General features: G+C 74.4%; 14 protein-coding genes. 9 read left to right on the plus strand and 5 right to left on the minus strand.

Translation table 11 applies throughout. The features are described 5' to 3' along the window. The first annotated feature begins 34 nt into the window (after positions 1-34). Positions 35-2,245, plus strand: a complete 2,211-nt coding sequence (locus AB0399_RS03400; RefSeq protein WP_366410077.1) for an EAL domain-containing protein — start codon at positions 35-37, stop codon at positions 2,243-2,245. 63 nt (positions 2,246-2,308) lie between these two features. Here AB0399_RS03400 and AB0399_RS03405 read toward each other — a convergent pair whose 3' ends face one another. Continuing rightward, a complete protein-coding gene (locus AB0399_RS03405) occupies positions 2,309-4,111 on the minus strand; it encodes a serine/threonine-protein kinase (RefSeq protein WP_366410078.1) in 1,803 nt (600 codons plus the stop codon). A gap of 321 nt (positions 4,112-4,432) precedes the next feature. Here AB0399_RS03405 and AB0399_RS03410 point away from each other — a divergent pair, with 321 nt between their 5' ends. After that, entirely contained in the window at positions 4,433-5,608 is a 1,176-nt protein-coding gene (locus tag AB0399_RS03410) for an acyl-CoA dehydrogenase family protein (protein ID WP_329371729.1), read from the plus strand. Between the two features lie 66 nt (positions 5,609-5,674). Here the strand turns inward: AB0399_RS03410 and AB0399_RS03415 are convergent, their stop codons facing one another. Then, positions 5,675-6,151 (minus strand): hypothetical protein, encoded by a 477-nt coding sequence (locus AB0399_RS03415; protein ID WP_329371731.1) that lies wholly within the window; start codon positions 6,149-6,151, stop codon positions 5,675-5,677. 329 nt (positions 6,152-6,480) lie between these two features. On the opposite strand from AB0399_RS03415, the gene AB0399_RS03420 reads away from it, so the two are divergent. The 5 genes from AB0399_RS03420 to AB0399_RS03440 all read left to right on the plus strand — a co-directional run bounded on the left by AB0399_RS03420 (position 6,481) and on the right by AB0399_RS03440 (position 13,048). Continuing rightward, positions 6,481-7,722 carry a D-arabinono-1,4-lactone oxidase gene (locus tag AB0399_RS03420; RefSeq protein ID WP_329371733.1) on the plus strand — a complete coding sequence of 414 codons (1,242 nt, stop codon included), beginning with the start codon at positions 6,481-6,483 and terminating at the stop codon, positions 7,720-7,722. A gap of 65 nt (positions 7,723-7,787) precedes the next feature. Then, the gene (locus AB0399_RS03425) at positions 7,788-8,228 is read left to right on the plus strand and encodes an Lrp/AsnC family transcriptional regulator (RefSeq protein ID WP_328473841.1); all 441 of its coding nucleotides are present in this window, start codon (positions 7,788-7,790) and stop codon (positions 8,226-8,228) included. A gap of 30 nt (positions 8,229-8,258) precedes the next feature. Beyond that, on the plus strand, positions 8,259-9,953 hold the full coding sequence (locus AB0399_RS03430) for an amidohydrolase family protein (protein WP_366410079.1): 1,695 nt from the start codon (positions 8,259-8,261) through the stop codon (positions 9,951-9,953). A gap of 702 nt (positions 9,954-10,655) precedes the next feature. Next, the gene (lnt, locus tag AB0399_RS03435; RefSeq protein ID WP_366410087.1) at positions 10,656-12,281 is read left to right on the plus strand and encodes an apolipoprotein N-acyltransferase; all 1,626 of its coding nucleotides are present in this window, start codon (positions 10,656-10,658) and stop codon (positions 12,279-12,281) included. After that, complete coding sequence (locus AB0399_RS03440) at positions 12,278-13,048, plus strand: polyprenol monophosphomannose synthase (RefSeq protein WP_329371737.1); 771 nt, start codon at positions 12,278-12,280, stop codon at positions 13,046-13,048. The genes lnt and AB0399_RS03440 overlap by 4 nt, the downstream gene beginning before the upstream one ends. Before the next feature lie 23 nt (positions 13,049-13,071). Here AB0399_RS03440 and AB0399_RS03445 read toward each other — a convergent pair whose 3' ends face one another. Further along, complete coding sequence (locus AB0399_RS03445; protein WP_366410080.1) at positions 13,072-13,914, minus strand: DUF1345 domain-containing protein; 843 nt, start codon at positions 13,912-13,914, stop codon at positions 13,072-13,074. A 90-nt stretch (positions 13,915-14,004) separates the two neighbouring features. On the opposite strand from AB0399_RS03445, the gene fxsA reads away from it, so the two are divergent. Continuing rightward, entirely contained in the window at positions 14,005-14,604 is a 600-nt protein-coding gene (fxsA, locus tag AB0399_RS03450) for an FxsA family membrane protein (RefSeq protein WP_366410081.1), read from the plus strand. A 242-nt stretch (positions 14,605-14,846) separates the two neighbouring features. On the opposite strand, the gene AB0399_RS03455 is transcribed toward fxsA, so the two are convergent. Then, a complete protein-coding gene (locus tag AB0399_RS03455; protein WP_031517570.1) occupies positions 14,847-15,221 on the minus strand; it encodes an RNA polymerase-binding protein RbpA in 375 nt (124 codons plus the stop codon). 257 nt (positions 15,222-15,478) lie between these two features. After that, complete coding sequence (locus AB0399_RS03460) at positions 15,479-16,234, minus strand: hypothetical protein (RefSeq protein ID WP_366410082.1); 756 nt, start codon at positions 16,232-16,234, stop codon at positions 15,479-15,481. A 64-nt stretch (positions 16,235-16,298) separates the two neighbouring features. On the opposite strand from AB0399_RS03460, the gene AB0399_RS03465 reads away from it, so the two are divergent. Then, positions 16,299-17,810 (plus strand): PLP-dependent aminotransferase family protein, encoded by a 1,512-nt coding sequence (locus tag AB0399_RS03465; protein ID WP_329371746.1) that lies wholly within the window; start codon positions 16,299-16,301, stop codon positions 17,808-17,810. The last annotated feature ends 157 nt before the right edge of the window (positions 17,811-17,967 follow it).

The following is a 17,967-nucleotide window of genomic DNA, read 5'->3' on the forward strand; positions in this document are numbered from 1 at the left end:
GGGCCGCGCGGTCTACCCGCTGACCGCCACCTCCATGACGCGGGCCGAACTGGAGTCGTACCTGAGGCCGTTGGCCCGCGTGCTCAGCGACGCGCTGAGCGCCGACCGGTTCGACCCGCGCGCCGCCGTGCCGGTCGGTGCCGCCCTGGTCGGCGCGCACTGCACCGACCCCGAGGCGCTGCCCAGCATCCTCGGCATCATCGACGCCTATCTCGTGCTGTACTGCCCGCCCGGCGGCGGCCTGCCCGCCGACGAGGCGCGCGCCCGCTGCTCCCGCCTCCAGCACGCCGTCGCCGTCGGGTTCTCCCAGGCGCTGCGCGAACGCACCCTGAACGAGCAGGAGTCCATCTCCCGGGCCGCGCTGGCCGCCCAGGCCGACGCCGAACGCGCGCTGGCCGCCAGCGAGGCCCGCTTCCGCGCGGTCTTCGAGGGGGCCGCCGTCGGCATCGGCATCGCCGACCTGGACGGCCGTGTCGTGGAGGTCAACGACGCGCTCAGCCGGATGTTCGGCGGCGAGAAGCACGTCATGCAGCGCACCGTCTCGGAGTGGGCCCACCCCGACAACGCGGTGACCACCGTCGCCCTCAACGGCGAACTGGTCCGCGGCGAACGCGACGGCTACCACATCGAGAAGGCGTACCCCCGGGCCGACGGCTCCGTGCTGTGGGCCAACCTCCAGGTCTCCCTGCTCCGCGACGCCACCGGCAGCCCCCAGTACCAACTCGCCCTGCTGGAGGACATCACCGAGCGCCGCCAGCTGCTGCACCGGCTGCGCCACGAGGCCACCCACGACGCCCTCACCGGCCTGCCCAACCGCGCCCTGTTCTTCGAACGGCTCGACCAGGCACTCGCCGCGACAGCCGAGACCGACGCGCCCGGGGTATCCGCCGCGACGGCGGCCCCCGCCTCGCCAGAGCAAGGCGCCGACGGCGGCACACCGGGCGACCGCTCACACCGCGCAGCCGCCCCGGCGACCGGCGCCCCCACCGCCCCCACCGCCTCCACCGACGGCGGCGGTACGGGCCCGGGCCGCCGGATCGGCCTGTGCTACCTCGACCTCGACGGCTTCAAGGCGGTCAACGACAGCCTCGGCCACGCGGTGGGCGACCAGCTCCTGGTCGCCGTCGCCGAGCGGCTGCGGGACTGCCTGACCACGCCCGACCAGCTCGTGGCCAGGATCGGCGGCGACGAGTTCGTCGCCCTCTACACCGACCCGCCGAGCCTGGAGGCCGTCACCGATCTGGCCGGCCGCATCCTGTCCGCACTGTCCGCGCCCGTGCTCCTCGACGGCCGCGAACTGCCGGTGCACGGCAGCATCGGCATCGTGCTCACCCCGACCGCCTCGCACGCCGCCGCCGACGTGCTGCGCAGCGCCGACATCACCATGTACCGCGCCAAGGAACTGGGCGGCAACCGCTACGAGGTCGCCGACCCCGACGCCGACGCCCGCGCGATCACCCGGCACAGCCTCACCAACCGGCTGCCGGGCGCCCTGGAGCGCGGCGAGTTCTTCGTGGAGTACCAGCCGCTGATCGGGCTCAGCGACGGCGTCGTGCACGGCGCGGAGGCCCTGGTCCGCTGGGGCCACCCGGTGCACGGCGTGCTCGGGCCGGACCGGTTCATCCCGCTCGCCGAGCACACCGGGCAGATCGTGCCGCTCGGCCGCTGGGTGCTGGAGCAGGCCGTCCGGCAGGCCGAGGTGTGGCAGCGCAGCCACCACGGCGCACGCGCCCCCCGGGTGAACGTCAACCTCTCGCCGATCCAGCTGCACCACCCCGACCTGGTCGCCGAGGTGACCCGGGTGCTGGACGACAGCGGGCTCGCCCCGGAGTCGCTCTGCCTGGAGGTCACCGAGAGCGCGCTGATCGGCGCCGACCAGGACGCGTTGAAGCCGCTGCGCCGGATCGCCGACCTCGGTGTCGAGATCGCCCTGGACGACTTCGGCACCGGCTACTCCAACCTCTCCTCGCTGCGCTGGCTGCCCGTCAGCGTGCTCAAGCTCGACCGCGCCTTCTCCCGGGGGATGAGCCACCACCCCGCCGACCCGGTCGACCTGAAGATCGTCGAGGGCATCGTCTCCCTCGCGCACGGCCTCGGCCTGTCCGTCACCGTCGAGGGCGTCGAGACCAGCGCCCAGGCCGACTACCTGCGGGACCTGGGCTGCGACACCGGCCAGGGCTGGTTCTACGGACGTCCCGCCCCGCCCGAGCAGTTGGGCACCCTCCTGCTCGCCGACGCCAGCTGAGGCCGCCCGCGCCGGCGCCCGGTCGGTTGGTCGGCGGGCCGGTGGCCGGCCCGTGACGACCGGTCAGTTCTGCTTGGTGAACGTGTCGGGGGCACCCACCGACTGGCCGCCGCTGAAGTCGGCGAGCCGCAGCGTGTCGCCGCCGCTGTCGATGCTGAGGGTGTAGATCCGGCCCTGGACGCACACGGTGCCGCTGGACGGGTCGGACGGGGCGCTGGCCACCGCCTGGAAGATCACGGTGGAGCCCTCCTGCTCGCTGAAGCTGAGCGTGTCGGTGCAGCCGATGTCCTGGCCGGAGAGCAGCGCGGTGACGTGGGTGACCTCCTTGCCGACCACGCTCCCGCGCGTGCCGCCGGTGAGGGTGAGGGTGACCTTCGTCTTCCCGGTGACCGAGGCCAGGCCGGGACCGACACCGGACCAGGTGCCGATCCAGGAGGAGGGCAGCTTGTCGCCCGAACCGGAACCCGAATCGGAGCCCGAACCGGAGCCGGAGTCGCCGCTGCCGGTGGAGCCGCCGGCCGCGCCCGTTCCGTTCGTGGTCGCGGTGGCCGAGGTGGTGGGCGCGTCCGCGTTCGAGCCGTCGCCGGAGCCCGTGTGCTGCCGCCAGCGGTGCACCGCGAGGGTGCCCACGACCACCAGGACGACGGCGACCGCCGCCGCCGCGACGACCGTGGTCCGCCGGCCCCCACCGCGGTTCGGGCCGCCGGGCGAGCCGTGGGCGGGCGGTGCGAGCGGTTGCCCGGGCGGGCCCTGAGCCGGCTGCCCGCTGGCCGCCGGCGGCCCCTGGTAGGCGGGGTGCCGGAACGTCGTGGACGCCGGACCGTAGGGCGTGGTGGCCGCCACCAGCGGGGCGCCGGGCGCGGGCGGAGCGGCCGGGGGCGCCGTCGCGGGCTTGGCCGGCGGCTCGGCGGGACCGGCGGGACCCGGGCCGGCGTCGGGCGCCGGCGGATCGCCCAGCGTCGCCCGCATCTCCTCCTCGCGGGCGGCCAGTTCGTCGGGCAGCCCCGGCGGCAGGTGCCCGGACCAGGGCGACGGCGCGGCAGCCGCCCCGCCCGGTCCGCGCAGCAACTCGGCCGCCCCCAGCGCGGTCGGACGGTCCGCGGGGCTCTTGGCCAGCAGCGCGGTCAGCGCCGGCAGCAGCGCGGCGGGCACTCCGCTCAGGTCCGGCTCCTCGTGCACCACGCGGTACAGCAGCGCCGGCGTCGAGGCGGTCTCCCCGGGGTGGTTGAACGGGCCGCGGCCGGTCGCCGCGTAGACCAGCACCGCGCCGAGCGAGAACAGGTCGCCGGGCTCGGCGGAGGTCCCGGAGGCCGCCTGCTCGGGTGCCATGTAGCCGGGCGAGCCGATCATCGCACCGGTGCTGGTGTGCCGGGTGTCCTCGGCGGCACGGGCGATGCCGAAGTCGATCAGCAGCGGACGGGCCCGCGGCAGCAGGACGTTCGACGGTTTCACGTCACGGTGCGCGAGCCCGGCGTGGTGCACCGCGTGCAGGGCCTCGCACAGCTCCACGCCGAGCGCCGCCACGCTGTCGCCGGGCAGCGGCCCGTGCTCGCGCACCCAGTCCGCCAGCGACGGCGCGGCCACGTACTCGGTCGCCAGCCACTGCGGGCTCGCGCCGACGGGGGAGTAGTCGACCACGGCGGCGGTCCACGGCGAGCGCACCCGGTCCGCGTTCCTGATCTCGCGGGCGAACCGCTCGCCGAACGCCGGGTCCAGGCCGAACTCCGCGCGGACCGTCTTCAGCGCCAGCGGCCGCCCCGCGACCGTGCGGGCCAGGTAGACCTGTCCCATCCCGCCCGCTCCCAGCCGTGCGAAGAGCGGATACCCACCCACCGAACGGGGATCGGCCGCCCCCAAGCTCTCCATGCGCAGCAGCGTACGTGGCCCTTCCGCTTCGTTCGCCGGCATCCGCCAGGATCACCCGCGACCGCCCGGACCACCCGGGCACCGAACCAGGGGACGCGGTCGGCCGCCCGCGCGGTTGCGGACCCGCCGGGGGGCTTGTGGCGGGGAATCGCCTGTGACGGGGACGCCGCCGTACGGCATACTCCATCCGCCGGACCCGTTGATCACCATTGCCGCGACCCGGCGTGGGAGACCGCGACGGGATCGGGGTAGTTCTCACCGGACGGCTCCACCACACCCAGGCGAGGGGCCGCCGCCACCCCACAGGGAGGAAGTGCCGTCATGCCCCAGCAAGGCCCGCAGCCGGTCGAAAGGCAGCTGCCCACCGATGAGGCCCGCTTCCTGCTCGACCTGACCCGTGACCTGGCCCGGCGCGAGATCGCGCCCGCCGCGGACTCCGAGGAGGAGGCCGGGCGCTTCCCGCGGGAGACCATGGCCCTGATCGGGAGCTCCGGACTGCTCGGCCTGCCCTACGCCGAGGAGCACGGCGGCGGCGGCCAGCCGTACGAAGTCTACCTGCAGGTGCTGGAGGAGTTGGCGGCCGCGCGCCTGACCGTGGGGCTCGGTGTCAGCGTGCACACGCTGGCCTGCCACGCGGTGGCCGCGTTCGGCGGCAAGCAGCAGCGCGCCGACCACCTGCCCGCGATGCTCGGCGGCGAACTGCTCGGCGCCTACTGCCTGTCCGAGCCGACCTCCGGTTCCGACGCGGCGAGCCTGCGCACCCGGGCCGTGCGCCATGGCGACTCCTGGACCATCGACGGCACCAAGGCGTGGATCACGCACGGCGGCGTCGCCGACTTCTACACGGTGCTGGCCCGCACCGGCGGCGAGGGCGCGCACGGCATCTCCGCCTTCCTCGTGCCCGGCGACGCGTCCGGGCTGAGCGCGGGCGCGCCCGAGCGGAAGATGGGCATGAAGGGCTCGCCGACCGCCCAGATGCACTTCGACGGGGTCGAGGTGGCCGACGAGCGGCGGATCGGCGAGGAGGGCCAGGGCTTCGCGATCGCACTGGCCGCGCTCGACGCCGGGCGGCTGGGCATCGCCGCGTGCGCGATCGGCGTGGCGCAGGCCGCGCTCGACGCCGCGGTGGGCTACATGGGGCAGCGCCGCCAGTTCGGCCGCCCGATCGCGGACTTCCAGGGGCTGCGGTTCATGCTCGCCGACATGGCCACCCGGGTCGAGGCGGGCCGCGCGCTCTACCTGACGGCGGCTCGACTGCGCGACGCCGGGCAGGACTTCAGCGCCCGGGCGGCGATGGCGAAGCTGTTCTGCACGGACACCGCGATGCAGGTCGCCACGGACGCGGTGCAACTGCTCGGGGGATACGGCTACACCGCGGACTTCCCGGTCGAGCGGTACATGCGCGAGGCGAAGGTGCTGCAGATCGTCGAGGGCACCAACCAGATCCAGCGGATGGTGATTGCCCGGCACCTGGTGGGACCCGAGTCCCGCGACTAGCGTCCCGCGGCGGGGGGTACGGCTTCCCGCCGTGGGCCGTGTCGACAGCGCTCGCGGTGATGACGCCTAGGCCGCGAGCGGGTGGGCGTCGCGCTGGAGGGGGACGAGGATCGGGCGGGAGCCCGGCCCACCGACGTGGGAGAAGGGCTGCGTACGCCAGTCGAGCGGGAGCGCGGCCGTGAACTGCTCGGTCGCGGGGGCGAGCACCAGCGGCTCCAGGGACCCCGCGTCGGCGACCGCGCGGCCGGAACCGGTGCAGACGGTCAGCCCGAACGGCTGCCAGGGGTTCGGGCACACCGCGTGCGACGGCAGCACGCTGTCGTCGCCGGCCACCGCGATCGGCCGCGCGCAGACCGGGCAGGCCAGCCGTACGACATCGGCGAGGTCGGCGCCCTCCTCCTCGGCACCCTCCTCGTCGGTGTACGGCTCCTCCGCGTCGTCGTACCCGTCGGCCAGGTCCGCGTCCTCGGCCGCGGGGGCGGGCGCCGGGGCGAGCACGAGGTCGCGTTCGTGCCCCTCCGCGACGGCCGATGTCGTCCGCACGCTGCGGCTGTGGCGCACATGGTTACGCATACTGCGTTCCCCCTTGGGTGTTGCCCTCCGTTGGGCCGGCCCGGCATCAGGCACGCGGCCATAGCGAGCACTTCCCGCCGCGCTACGCGGGTAATCGCGCCATACGGAGTGCTCCGCACGGTCGCCGTGTGGCCTTCGTCACACTCGCCGGGTGGGCGGTGGATGCGCCCCCGCCATGCGCCCGTACGCCCCCGGAATGCCCCGGGCCGTGCCCCGCCGACCCGCCTTATAGGGTGGCGAAAGGGCGGGGACCAGCGCGGTTGTGCCGGCGGAGAGCCGGCGGGCGGGAGTGGCACGGCATGCGGACCAACTGGGCGGGCAACCTCACCTTCACCGCGGAACGCGTGCACCGCCCCGCCACCCTCGACGAGCTGCGCGCGATCGTGGCCGGCGGCCGCCGGGTCAAGGCGCTCGGCAGCGGCCACTCCTTCAACGAGATCGCCGACACCGACGGCGATCTCGTCGAACTCACCGCGCTCCCGGCCGAGATCGACATCGACAGCGCCGCCGGCACCGTCCGCGTCGCCGCCGGAGTGCGCTACGCCGAACTCGCCGCGCACCTGCACGCCCACGGCCTCGCGCTGCCCAACCTCGCCTCCCTGCCGCACATCTCGGTGGCCGGCTCGGTCGCCACCGGCACCCACGGCTCCGGCGACGCCAACGGCTCGCTCGGCACTTCCGTGACCGCCCTGGACCTGGTCACCTCCGGCGGCGACACCCTCAGCCTCAGCCGCGACAAGGACGGCGACCGCTTCGACGGCGCCGTCGTCGCACTCGGCGCGCTCGGCATCGCCACCCACCTCACGCTCGACGTGGTGCCCACCTTCCAGGTCCGGCAGACCACCCGCACCGGCCTCGCGCTCGACGACGCCCTCACCCACTTCGACGCGCTCACCGGCGCCGCCTACAGCGTCAGCCTCTTCACCGACTGGCGCGCCGACCGCTTCACCCAGATATGGCTCAAGCGGCTCGACGGCACCCCCGAACCCGAACTGCCCTGGACCGCGCCCGCCCCCGGCCCGCTGCACCCCGTGCCCGGCGTCGACCCGGTGCACTGCACCCCGCAGGACGGCACCCCCGGCCCCTGGCACGAGCGGCTGCCGCACTTCCGCCCCGAGTTCACCCCCAGCAGCGGCGAGGAACTCCAGTCCGAGTACCTCGTGCCGCGCACCCACGCCACCGCCGCGATCGCCGCCGTCGCCGCCCTGCGCGAGACGGTCGCGCCGGTCCTGCAGATCTGCGAGGTCCGCACCGTCGCCGCCGACCGGCTCTGGCTCAGCCCCGCCTACGGGCAGGACACCGTCGCCCTGCACTTCACCTGGCGCCAGGACCCGGCCGCCGTCACCCCCGTGCTCGGCCGGATCGAGGCCGCCCTCGCCCCCTACGCGGCCCGCCCGCACTGGGGCAAACTCGCCACCACCGACCCCGCCACCGTCCGCGGCCTCTACCCCCGGATGGCCGACTTCCAGGCGCTGGTCGCGGCCACCGACCCCGACGGCACCTTCGGCAACGCCTTCCTGCGCCGGATGCTGGTGCCATGACCGACCAGCCCGAGCCCGGCCGTCCCGTGACCGCGAACCCCTCCGTGCCGGTAAGGTCGTCGGCTGTGGAGGAGCTGGACCGGCACATCGTGGAACTGCTCGTCGCCGACGGGCGGATGAGCTACACCGACCTGGGCAAGGCCACCGGCCTGTCCACCTCGGCCGTGCACCAGCGGGTGCGCCGGCTGGAGCAGCGCGGCGTCATCCGCGGGTACGCGGCCGTCATCGACCCGGAAGCGGTCGGCCTGTCGCTGACCGCGTTCATCTCCGTCAAGCCGTTCGACCCCAGCGCGCCCGACGACATCGCCGACCGGCTCGCCGAGGTGCCCGAGATCGAGGCGTGCCACAGCGTGGCCGGCGACGAGAACTACATCCTCAAGGTGCGGGTCTCCGCGCCCATCGAGCTGGAGCACCTGCTCTCCCGGATACGGTCGCTGGCCGGCGTCTCCACCCGCACCACCGTGGTCCTGTCCACCGCCTACGAGTCCAGGCCCCCCCGGATCTGATCCCGGCCCGGGCCGGGGGAGACTGGCGGTATGCACCAGCGCCCCGCCGCAGCGGCGACCACGACCCCCGACCCGAACGACCTGGACGGCCCCGCCGGCGGCACCGTGCTGCTGCGCGGCGGCTTCGTCTACAGCCCCGCCGACCCCTTCGCCACCGCGATGGTGGTCGACGGCGACACGGTGGCCTGGGTCGGCTCGGAAGGCGCCGCCGACTCCTTCGCCGACGGCGTGGACCAGGTCGTCCAGCTCGACGGCGCGCTGGTCACCCCCGCCTTCGTCGACGCCCACGTGCACACCACGGCCACCGGCCTCGCCCTGACCGGCCTCGACCTCGGCGCGGCTCCCACCCTCGCGGACGCGCTGGCCCGCACCGCCGCGTACGCCGAGCAGCACCCCGGCGACCGGGTGCTGCTCGGCCACGGCTGGGACGACACCCGCTGGCCCGAGGGCCGCCCGCCGACCCGCGAGGAGTTGGACCGGGCGGTGCACGGCCGCCCGCTCTACCTCGCCCGCACCGACGTGCACTCCGCCGTCGTCACCACCGCCCTGCTCGACCTGGTGCCCGGCGCCGCCGAGCTGCCCGGCCACCACCCGGCCGGCCCGCTCACCCGCGACGCGCACCACGCCGCCCGCGCGGCCGCGTACGCCGCCGTGACCCCCGCCCAGCGCGCCGCCGCCCAGCGCGCCGCGCTCCGGCACGCCGCCGCCCGCGGCATCGGCAGCCTGCACGAGTGCGCCGGCCCCGACATCTCCTCGCAGGACGACCTCACCGGCCTGCTCGCCCTCGCCGCCGCAGAACCCGGCCCCCGCGTGCACGGCTACTGGGCCGAGCCCGTGAGCGGCCCGGCCGACCTGGAGAGGCTGCGCGACCTCGGCGCGGTCGGCGCCGGCGGTGACCTCTTCGTGGACGGCTCGCTCGGCTCCCGCACCGCCGCGCTGCACGATCCGTACGCCGACCACGGCCCCGACGCGGAGGCCGGCCACCGCGGCGTCACCTACCTCGACGCCGACACCATCGCCCGCCACCTCACCCTGTGCACCCAGGCAGGGGTCCAGGCGGGCTTCCACGCCATCGGGGACGCCGCGGTGGCCGCCGTGGTCGACGGAGTGCGCGCGGCGGCCTCCACGGCCGGCCTGGACCGCGTACGGGCCCTGCGGCACCGCGTCGAGCACGCCGAGTCGATGACCGACGCGACGATCGCCGCGTTCGCGGAGTACGGCCTGATCGCGTCCGTGCAGCCCGCCTTCGACGCGGCCTGGGGCGGCGACGACGGCATGTACGCGGCCCGCCTCGGCCGCGAGCGGGCCCGCACCCTCAACCCGTACGCCGCGATGACCCGCGCCGGGGTGCCGCTCGTCCTCGGCTCCGACAGCCCCGTCACCCCCCTCGACCCCTGGGGCACCGTCCGCGCGGCCGCCTTCCACCGCACGCCCGAGCACCGCATCTCCGCCCGCGCCGCCTTCAACGCCCACACCCGCGGCGGCTGGCGCGCCCTCGGCCGCGACGACGCCGGCGTGCTCGTGCCCGGCGCCCCGGCCGACTACGCGGTCTGGCAGGTCGGCGACCTGATCGTGCAGACCCCCGACGAACGCGTCGCCAACTGGTCCACCGACCCCCGCTCCGGCACCCCCGGCCTGCCCGACCTCACCCCCGGCGCGCCGCTGCCCACCGCGCTGCGCACGGTCGTCGCCGGCCGCACGATCCACCGCCCGCCGAACGGGTGACCTGCGCTTTCCGGCATGCGGCCGAACGGTGTGCGGTGGACCGGTGGCGGCGTGTCGCGGTCGCGCCGATGCCTCGCCACTGACCTGCTGATTTACCGGGAGTCCGCAGGTCACAGGGGTGTTGACAGTGGCTGGTCGGGGGCGAGTAGGTTCGGCCAGGTCCACCACAGGACGTCGGACCGGGGGCTCTCCGCGGTTGCGTCGAACACCGCTGGGCCATGGGGCGCCGCGCCGCACGCGCGCCGCCACTGGCAGCCAGGTCCAGCGTCCGCGGCGCGGAACGCGGGGGGAGTGCCGCCCGATCGACAGGTGTGACCCGGGAAGGGCCCGGACGCCCAGTAGACAACGGCCTCGGTGCCGAGCCGCAGCCAGCGGTTCCCAGGTCGGCCCGAAGGGTGTCCGGGCCCGCTCCCGTTGGGGGCTCTGACCCGCCCGGCTGCCCCGTTCCGCCGGTTGAGGGACCACTCCTGGTCAGTGGCTGATCGCGCCGGGAGAACGGCGCGGCGAGCCACCCGCGTGCCGCGAGGTCCGGGAACCCACGGGGATGGGCGGGACGGGCGGACCCCGCCCCGGCCGAACCGCCAGGAAGACGAGGTACGGTCACCTTCGACAACTCTCTCGACCTGCAGGAAGGCCACCCCCGTGCGCCTGCGTCCGCCGAACGCCCCCGCGGCGCCCCCCGTGGCCGTGCCTGCCGCCGACGTGATCGTCGTACCGGTCGTACCGGCGACGCGGCGCGCCCGGTGGAAGGCCACCGCCAGGGCCGCGGCCCCCAGGAGCGGGGTGGCCGCGGCCTTCGGCCTGATGATGGCCGCCGCCTTCCCGCCGTACGGCGTGTGGCCGTTGTCGCTGGTCGCGGTGGCCGGCCTCGCGCTGGTGCTGGAGGGCCGCACGGTCCGCCAGGGCGCCTGGCTGGGCTTCGCCTTCGCGTTCCCGTTCTTCCTGTGGCTGCTGCTGTGGCTGCGGTCGGTGATCTGGCTCGCCGTGGTGGGCCTGTCCGCGATCGAGGCGCTCTACCTGGTGGTGATGGCCGCCTTGATGGTGGTGGCCCGCCGGCTGCCGTGGTGGCCGCTGTGGGCGGCGTGCCTGTGGGTGACCCAGGAACTGGTCCGCGACCGGCTGCCGTTCGGCGGATTCCCTTGGGGCCGGCTGGCGTTCGCGAACACCGGGTCGCCGTTCACCCCGCTCGCCGCGCTCGGCGGCGCCCCGCTGGTGAGCTTCGCGGTGGCGCTCAGCGGCGCCCTGCTGGCCGCGGCGGCGCTCGCCGCCCACCGGGCGTACCGCGCCCGCCCCGAGGCGCCACGGACCCGGGCACTGACCGTGCGGGGCGCCCTGCCCGCGGCCGGGGCGCTCGTCCTGGCCGCGGCCGTGCTGCTGTCCGGCCTGCTCGTGCCGATCCACACCAACGCCGTCGGGCACGTGAAGGTCGCCATCGTGCAGGGCAACGTGCAGCAGCCCGGCATGCACTTCCTCGGCCGCCCGATGAAGATCCTCGACAACCACGTGCAGGCCACCCTCAAGCTCGCCGCGGACATCAAGGCCGGCAAGGTGCCCAAGCCCGACATCGTGCTGTGGCCGGAGAACTCCTCGGACCTGGACCCGTTCACCTACCCGCAGGCGTACGACAAGATCACCGAGGCGGTCCAGGCGGTGGGCGTGCCGGTGCTGGTCGGCGCGCTGGTCGACGGCCCGGACAAGGCGCACGTGCAGAACGAGGGGATCGTCTGGGACCCGGTCACCGGCCCGGGCGCGCACTATACGAAGCAGCACCCGGTGCCGTTCGGCGAGTACGTCCCGTTCCGTAAAGAGTTGACCAAGGTCATCCCGATGCTGAACGAGATCCCGAAGGACTTCTACCCAGGTAAGGGCAGCGGTGTGATGCAGATCGGACCGGCGAAGCTGGGCGACGTGATCTGCTTCGAGGTGGCCTACGACGGAATTGTGCGCGACACAGTGAACGCCGGAGCCCGCGCCATCGTCGTACAGACCAACAACGCAACTTACGGCCGCACCGGCCAGCCCGACCAGCAGCTCGCGATGTCCAAGCTGCGCGCGGTCGAGCACGGCCGGGCCGTGGTCACCGCGGCGACCAGTGGGATCAGCGCGGTGGTCGAGCCGGACGGGACGATCGAGAAGCGCAGCAAGGAGTTCACCCAGCAGGTCATCAGCGCCGACATTCCGCTGCGCGACGAGAAGACGATCGCGGACCGAGTCGGTGCGGCACCTGAGTGGGCACTCGCTATGGTTGGTCTTCTGTCCTGCGCGGCCGCCACCGCGATCGGCAGGCTGGAGCGCACGCGCATGGCGAAAGGGCAGACGCAGCAGTGAACGAGGACGAGCAGCGGAGCTTCGACTCCCTCGGCAGGGTCCTGGTCATCATCCCCACCTACAACGAGGCGGAGAACGTCCGGCCGATCGTCAAGCGGGTCCGGGCGTCGGTGCCCGAAGCGGACATCCTGATCGCCGATGACAACAGCCCTGACGGCACCGGCAAGTTGGCGGACGAACTCGCCGCCGACGACCCGCAGGTGCACGTGATGCACCGCAAGGGCAAGGAGGGCCTCGGCGCCGCCTACCTGGCCGGGTTCCAGTGGGGGATCGACCACGACTACGGCGTGCTGGTCGAGATGGACGCCGACGGGTCGCACCAGCCGGAGGAACTGCCGCGGCTGCTCACCGCGTTGAAGAGCGCCGACCTGGTGCTCGGCTCCCGGTGGATTCCCGGCGGCCGGGTGGTGAACTGGCCCAAGCACCGCGAGTACCTCTCCCGGGGCGGCAGCACCTACTCCCGGATGATGCTCGACGTGCCGCTCCGCGACGTCACCGGCGGCTACCGGGCCTTCCGGCGGCAGACCCTGGAGAGCCTGGGCATGGGCGACATCGCCTCCGCCGGCTACTGCTTCCAGGTGGACCTGGCCTGGCGCGCGGTGAAGGCGGGTTTCCACGTGGTCGAGGTGCCGATCACCTTCGTGGAGCGCGAGCGCGGTGACAGCAAGATGAGCCGCAACATCGTGGCCGAGGCGCTGTGGCGGGTCACCGCGTGGGGCGTCGGGGCGCGGGCGAGCAAGATCACCGGGCGCCGCCAGCTGCCGTAGCGTCATCGGGCCGCCGCTGCCGGTCAGTTGAGGATGTTGACCGCCCGGGCCACCACCAGCACCACGGTGACCAGCGACACCGCGGACTGCGCCATCATCAGCAGCTTCGCCTTCCGTGTCACCGGCAGCACGTCGGTCGGGCTGAACGCCGTGGAGTTGGTGAAGGAGAGGTAGAAGTAGTCCAGGTAGGCGGGCTCCCAGTGCGGAGGCGACAGCTGCGGGGACTGCAACTGCGGGAAGAGGAGGTCCGGCACGTCCTGCTCGCCGTGCGCGCGGGCGGCCGGGCCGCCGCGGTCCAGCTCCCAGTAGGCGAGCGCGAAGATCACGACGTTGATCAGCCAGATCGCGCCACCGGTCAGCAGCAGCCTCCCGGCCGGCGTGTGGTCGGTGCCCTCGGCCAGCCCGCGCACCAGCAGGACCACGGAGTACAGGTTCGCGGCTCCGATCGCCAGGGTCAGCACCAGGCTGAGCACCCGGTACGTACGGGAGCCGCGCTCGATGCGGTGCGGGTTGAGCGCGATCAGGCAGGCGAGCAGGGCCGCCTCCACCACGGGGACCAGAATCCGGGGGTGGCCCACCAGCCGGTCGGGCAGCACGAGCTGGATCGCCACCACCGCGAGCACGGAGGCGGTCGCGGCCCAACGCGGCTCCCCCCGGGTGGCCCGGCGCCAAGCCGGTACGGCCTCGTTCCGGGCCGTGCCGGGTTCGGCCCGGGCGGGGACGAGCAGGGCCTCGATCCGGGCCAGGCGGTCGGCGAGGGTGTCGCCGTCGGGGGCGGGACCGCCGGGTGATCCGGCGTGCGGGTCGGCGGCTCGGGGCTGGTGTGCCTGCGGCGCGGGGTCGTCGGAGGGCTCCGGGTGTGTCACGCCGCACATCGTCGCTGGCCGGTACGGCGCCAGTCCAGCGCCACGGGCGCCCGGCGACGGGCTTTACCCGGCCTTTGGCACACTTGAGATATGACGACGAACACACCGCCCCCGGTCAGGCCGCAGCGACAGCGTCGCTCGCGGGCTCGCACCATCGTGCCGATCGCGATCGCGGTGTGGGTGGCGCTGGAGATCTGGCTGCTGACGGTGGTGGCCGGGGCGACCAACTGGCTCGTGGTCTTTCTGTGCATTCTCGCCGGGTTCGTGCTGGGCGCCGCCGCCGTGAAGCGCGCCGGGCGCAGCGCCTGGCAGAACCTCGCGGCATCCGTGAACGCCCAGCAGCAGGGGGTGCAGCCCGGCCCGCCCCAGGGCGGTGGCCGGACCGGCCTGGCCATGCTGGGCGGGCTGCTGCTGATCATCCCCGGGTTCGTCTCCGACGCGGTCGCGCTGGTCCTGCTGATCCCGCAGGCCCGGGCGTTCATCGGGCGCCGGGTGGACCGGGCGGTACTCGGCCGCGCCGTGCCGATGCCGCCGGGAGGGCCCGCGGGCGGCTTCGGAGGGCCCGGCGGACCTGGCTTCGGCGGCGGGGCCGGCCCCGGTGGTGGGCCCGGCTCCGGCAGCGGCTCGGGCGGCGGGTCTGGTTCCTCCGGGGACAAGGTGGTCCAGGGCGAGGTCATCAACCGGGACTGACCGCCCGCAACCGGCACGGACTGCCCGCCACGGCCCGCCACGGACCTCTCGGCCTGCCACGGCGGGCGGCGGGGCCTGCCGTCGGTCGCGGCGACCGGCGGCACAGGATCGGGCACGCACAGGACACCGTAGGACGGCATAGGTACGCCCGGCGCGGAGCGGATGCTCCGGCCGGGCGGAAGGGTTCGGGGGCCGCGGATGCGGGCCCGGAGTGGGGCCCGCGGCGCCGCGGACCCGGTCCGTCAGGCGGTCTTGCGGTTGTCGCGCGGATGCACCGCGATGTTCATCGCTCCGGACCGGAGGACGGCGAGCCGTTCGGCCAGCACTTCCTCCAACTCTTCGAGCGTGCGCCGCTCCATGAGCATGTCCCAGTGCGTGCGCGCCGGCTTCGTGGTCTTCTCCTCGGGACCTTCTCCGTCCACCAGAAGCGCGGTCTGGCCGCAGGCGCGGCACTCCCACTCCGGAGGAATCTCGGCCTCAACCGAAAACGGCATCTCAAATCGATGGCCGTTCCGGCATGCGTACTCAACGGTCTGGCGCGGGGCCAGATCGATGCCGCGGTCGGTCTCGTAGCTGGTGGCCCCGAGTCGCGTGCCGCGGAGAGCTCGCTCACTCATGAATCGTGCCTCCCGGGCTTTGGTCGCCCACAGGACAGGTGTCGCTGTCGTCGTCATCCGGTCAACGTCCGGTCGGCGGTGAAGATTCCCGTTTCGGGATATGCGTCGCCCGTCGTGTCGCCCCTGTTTCTACCCAGCGACATCCCATTTGTCACACTCGGCGGGATATGTCACCCGCTGTCGTCGTATCTTTTGCGTGCAGTAGCGGTCAGCTCGCTGGGCCAACCGCGTACACTACCCGCCCGCACCCCTCAGGGCTAAATCGTGTCCACCACCCGGTGTTCCGGCGCTTCCCGGCGAATGCCCGCAGAGCCGTCCGTACCGGCCATGATCGGCTCGGAACCGGCCGCGGACGAGGCCGCGGACGAGGCCGGGGGCCCGGCCTGGGACCGGGCCGGGGGAGTGTCGAACAGGCGCAGGAAGAACTGGGCGAGCGGGCCGATCGACACGGCGTACAGCACGGTGCCGACGCCCACGCCGCCGCCGAGTACGAAGCCCGCCGCCAGCACGGTCAGCTCGATGCCGGTACGGATCAGCCGCAGCGAGCGGCCGGTCCTGCGGTGCAGGCCGGTCATCAGGCCGTCGCGGGGGCCGGGGCCGAACCGGGCCGAGATGTACAGGCCGGTGGCCGCGCCGTTCAGCAGCACCCCGCCCACCACCAGTGGCACCCGCACCGCGAGCGCCGGGTGATACGGCACCAGGGCCAAGGTGGCGTCGAGCGTGAGGCCGACGAGCACCACGTTGGACACGGTGCCGAGCCCCGGGCGCTGCCGCATCGGCCACCACAGGAGCAGAACGGCGGCACCGACGACAATGGAGACCAGACCGATGCTGATCCCGGTCAGCCGCGACAGCCCCTGGTGGAAGACGTCCCACGGGTCCAGGCCGAGCGAGGCGCGGACCAGCAGCGCGTCGCTCGCGCCGTACAGCGCGAGCCCGGCGTAGAGACGGACGAGGCGGTGGACGGGTGGACGGCGCACGGGTACCCCCCTGGCGTGTGAACGGACGCGCATGCCACTCTGTGGCCTGTACACGGCTTTCTTCCACAGCCAATCCGGGAAAGGTGGACTGAGTTCGATGCCTCAGTGGACCGCTACGGTGAGCGCCGCGCACCTTGCCCGGCTTCTGACCCCCCGGCCGGCGGCCGGCGGGAGCGGGGCCGGTACCGGGAACGGCGGACGGAAGCTGCCCGCCTACCGCGGGCTGGCCGACGGGGTGCGGCTGCTGGTGCTGGAAGGGCGGCTCCAGGTCGCCGCGCGGCTGCCCGCCGAGCGGGAACTCGCGCTCGCGCTCGGGGTGAGCCGGACCACCGTCGCGGCCGCGTACGAGGCGCTGCGGGCCGAGGGCTTCGCGCGTTCCCGGCGCGGCGCCGGGAGCTGGACCGCGATCCCCGAGGGCCACATCCTGCCCTCCCGCAGCCTGGAACCCCTGCCGCCGGACGCCGCCGGGTCCGTGATCGACCTCGGCACCGCCGCGCTGCCCGCGCCCGAGCCGTGGCTGAGCCGGGCCATGCAGGGCGCCCTCGCCGAGCTGCCCGCGTACGCCGCGACCCACGGCGACTTCCCCGCCGGGCTGCCGGTGCTGCGCGAGGCCATCGCGGACCGCTACACCGCACGCGGGGTGCCGACCATGCCCGAGCAGATCATGGTGACCACCGGGGCGATGGGGGCGGTCGGCGCGACCGCCCGGCACTCGGTGGGATACGGCGAGCGGGTCGCCGTGGAGTCGCCCAGCTACGCCAACGTGCTGGAGCTGTTCCGCGAGACCGGCTCCCGGCTGGTGCCCGTCGCGCTGCGGGAGCGGCTGGGCGGCTGGGACATGGACGTCTGGCGCCGCGTGATGCGGGACGCCGCGCCCCGGATGGTCTACGTGATGCCCGACTTCCACAATCCGACCGGCACGCTGGTCGGCGACGACGAGCGGCGCGAGCTGGTCGAGGCGGCCCGGGTGGCGGGGGCCACGGTGGTCGCCGACGAGACCATGGCCGAACTGGTCCTCGACGGCGAGGAGTCCGGGGTGCGGCCGCTGGCCGCGTTCGACCGGGGCGGCACCGTGATGACGGTCGGCTCGGCGAGCAAGAGCGTGTGGGCCGGGCTGCGGATCGGCTGGGTGCGCTCCACGCCCGACGTGGTGCGCCGGCTGGTCTCCGCCCGCGCCTACCTCGACCTCGCGTCTCCCGTCGTCGACCAGCTCGCGGTGGCCTGGCTGATGCGGGGCGGCGGCTGGGAGCAGGCGCTCGCCTCCCGCCGGGCCCGCGCCCGCGAGTGCCGGGACGACCTGGTGGCCGCGTTGCGCGCGCACACGCCCGGGTGGGACTTCAGCGTGCCGCACGGCGGCATGACGATGTGGGTGCGCACCGGTGACGTCTCCGGGTCCCGCCTCGCCGTCACCGGTGAACGGCTCGGCGTCCGCGTGCCCGCGGGGCCCCGATTCGGGGTCGACGGCGCCTACGAGTCCTACGTCCGCATACCTTTCACCGTCAGCGGTCCCGCCGCCGACGAGGCGGCGGCCCGCCTCGCCCAAGCCGCCGAACTCGTCCGCTCCGGCGCGGCCCCGGACGGCGACCCGACCGGCCTCTTCGTGGCGTAGCCCCTGCGGGCCCCTGCGGGGTGGCTGCCTCGCCTTCGTCTGACGGCCGGTGGCCGGTTGCGCGCGCAGTTCCCCGCGCCCCTGCGGTTGCCCGCCGTCGTGGTGGCGGTTCGTGTCCGTCTCCGGCCCGGTGGCCGGCTGGTCGCGCAGTTCCCCG

Origin of the sequence: Streptomyces sp. NPDC088194 (genome assembly GCF_040702025.1) — a bacterium.
Taxonomy (GTDB): domain Bacteria; phylum Actinomycetota; class Actinomycetes; order Streptomycetales; family Streptomycetaceae; genus Actinacidiphila.

Coding starts and splice junctions, on each gene's coding strand:
- AB0399_RS03430 (WP_366410079.1), top strand. CDS start 8,259: ATGCACCAGCGCCCCGCCGCAGCGGCGACCACGACCCCCGACCCGAAC.
- fxsA (WP_366410081.1), top strand. CDS start 14,005: ATGACGACGAACACACCGCCCCCGGTCAGGCCGCAGCGACAGCGTCGC.
- AB0399_RS03420 (WP_329371733.1), top strand. CDS start 6,481: ATGCGGACCAACTGGGCGGGCAACCTCACCTTCACCGCGGAACGCGTG.
- AB0399_RS03455 (WP_031517570.1), bottom strand. CDS start 15,221: ATGAGTGAGCGAGCTCTCCGCGGCACGCGACTCGGGGCCACCAGCTAC.
- AB0399_RS03460 (WP_366410082.1), bottom strand. CDS start 16,234: ATGCGCGTCCGTTCACACGCCAGGGGGGTACCCGTGCGCCGTCCACCC.
- AB0399_RS03465 (WP_329371746.1), top strand. CDS start 16,299: ATGCCTCAGTGGACCGCTACGGTGAGCGCCGCGCACCTTGCCCGGCTT.
- AB0399_RS03400 (WP_366410077.1), top strand. CDS start 35: ATGACGCGGGCCGAACTGGAGTCGTACCTGAGGCCGTTGGCCCGCGTG.
- AB0399_RS03405 (WP_366410078.1), bottom strand. CDS start 4,111: ATGGAGAGCTTGGGGGCGGCCGATCCCCGTTCGGTGGGTGGGTATCCG.
- AB0399_RS03410 (WP_329371729.1), top strand. CDS start 4,433: ATGCCCCAGCAAGGCCCGCAGCCGGTCGAAAGGCAGCTGCCCACCGAT.